General features: G+C 70.0%; 3 protein-coding genes and 1 pseudogene. 2 read left to right on the top strand and 2 right to left on the bottom strand.

Going from position 1 to position 1,821, the window contains the following annotated elements; genetic code table 11:
• Together WBA11_RS16225 and WBA11_RS16220 are read right to left on the bottom strand one after the other, a co-directional pair.
• Positions 1 to 248: pseudogene (locus WBA11_RS16225) on the bottom strand (hypothetical protein); the annotation flags it as partial.
• A gap of 3 nt (positions 249 to 251) precedes the next feature.
• Positions 252 to 590: an SCP2 sterol-binding domain-containing protein gene (locus WBA11_RS16220; RefSeq protein ID WP_424521695.1), complete on the bottom strand. Its 339-nt coding sequence runs from the start codon at positions 588 to 590 to the stop codon at positions 252 to 254.
• 86 nt (positions 591 to 676) lie between these two features.
• On the opposite strand from WBA11_RS16220, the gene WBA11_RS16215 reads away from it, so the two are divergent.
• Positions 677 to 1,126 carry a hypothetical protein gene (locus WBA11_RS16215; protein WP_424521694.1) on the top strand — a complete coding sequence of 150 codons (450 nt, stop codon included), beginning with the start codon at positions 677 to 679 and terminating at the stop codon, positions 1,124 to 1,126.
• A 173-nt stretch (positions 1,127 to 1,299) separates the two neighbouring features.
• Positions 1,300 to 1,821 (top strand): hypothetical protein (locus WBA11_RS16210; RefSeq protein WP_424521693.1); only part of this gene is annotated, 522 nt, incomplete at its 3' end.

The raw sequence follows: 1,821 nt of genomic DNA, 5'->3' as shown, positions 1-1,821 counted from the left end.
GGCGGCGGGTCTCCGGCGTGGACCACCTCGACGACCGGCACGCGAGCCGGAACGGCCTCGAGGTCGGACATGCGGACGGCCAGCCCGTCCATCGCCGACGTGTCGAACGGCGGCAGCGGGCCGCCCGTGACGGGTGTGCTCAGCGTGCGTCCGACGGCGTCCTCGAGGGCGACGCGCTCGCCCCCAGGGGACGGCGCGGCGGAGCGGACGACCTCGAGGGCGTGCTGGACGGTGACGGGCGTGTCCAAGCGCTAGCCGCCGTAGCCGAACAGCGTCATGAACTTGGTCGCGAACGGGACCGAGCCCTTCATCTTGACCTTGCCCTGCATCATCGCCATCATCGGGTTGAGGTCGCCGTTCTCGATCTTGACCCAGTCCTCGGCCTTGGCCGTCAGCCGGAGCGTCGGGTCCTCGGGCACTTCGCCCTCGATGATGTCGAGCTCGCCGTTGTGGACGTAGAGCGTCACGTCGCGCGCGTTGTCGCCGGTGAGCTGCATGTGGACCTTGTCGTCCATGGACTGCGCTTTGTCACCGTTGAAGCGGGAGGGGTAGGAGGCCAAGACCTCGTCGAAGGTTGAATAGCGGGGCATATCAGAGAGGGGAGAGGCCCGAAAGATAGATCGGCTGGAACAGGGTCCGGGAGCCGGCGTGGCTCCGGTCATCTCTGATTGTCGACGTGTCCGAGTCCTCCGTCTCCGTCTCCACGCCCCGAGGGCTCGTCACGATTACGTCGAGGTCCGACCGGTCGCGCGCCGTCCAGCGCCGGGCCGCGTCGCACCAGACGTTCCTGTCCGACCATTGGGCGGAGCTCTCGGCGGCGGCTTACGAGGGCTACCGGCGTCACGGCGCCGGCGCCGTCGTGCTGTGGCGGAGCGACCCGCCGCGCCGGTTTCGTCCTCGACCGTTCGAGCCCGAGCGCCTGTTCTACACGACCCAGATCCACAACCTGCCCGGCACGACCGAGGCCGACTTCGAAGGCTGGGAGGCGCACCAGCTCGAGACCTACGACCCCGAGGCCGAGGGGTTGGTCGTCTTCGTCGAGGGCGGAGGCGTGGTGGGCTACCGCGTGGCCGGACAGCCGCCTCCACCGATCGCCCTGGCCGCGTCGAAGGCGCGTCACAACTAGGCGACGCCAGCCTCGAGGCATGCCCTGAGCGTAGCCGAAGGGACGGAACGGTGGCCGAGGCCCACCCGTTCGAAGCGACCACTCTCACAACCCCTTTCTGCTCGATGGCTCGCTTTATTTGCGCCCTCCATTCTCCCGACGCCACCCCCCGCTCGTTCGCCCTGGTCGAGGTCATGACCGACGGCGCCGAGCCGACCTACGCTGTCCGCGACTTGCGCGCCGTGTCCGGTGACGACGCGGCCAAGACCGTCCTCGGGGTCGTCAACGGCGAGCCGCAGTACGCCGGCCAGACCACGTTCGTCTCGACGGGCGGACAGCGCGCCGTCGACGCGCTCCACGAGCACGGCCCGAGCGCCGCAGCCGTCTCGATCACGGGCGGCGACGACAGCGGCGACGTCGACGCCCAGGACGTCTCGCTCCAGGTCCTGGTCGACACGTTCGAGGGGCTCTACCGAGCCGGCGCCGTGACCGTCCCCGGTACCGTCGACGCGGCCTCGACGGCCATCGACGCGATGTACTCCGCCGCCGACCTCGAGGCCGCCGCGCCCGACTCCGACCGCGACGCGTCGGGCGACATCGACGGCGGGACCTCCACGACGCTCTCGGGCGACGAGGTACCGGGATCAGGACCGAGCCCGAGCGTGATCGAGCAGTCCGGCTCCGCCGCCAACGTCTCGACCGAGGTCGTCGAGAAG

Origin of the sequence: Rubrivirga sp. (assembly GCF_049648075.1) — a bacterium.
Classification (GTDB): Bacteria; Bacteroidota; Rhodothermia; order Rhodothermales; family Rubricoccaceae; genus Rubrivirga.
This window is presented reverse-complemented; position numbering and strand designations above follow the sequence as displayed.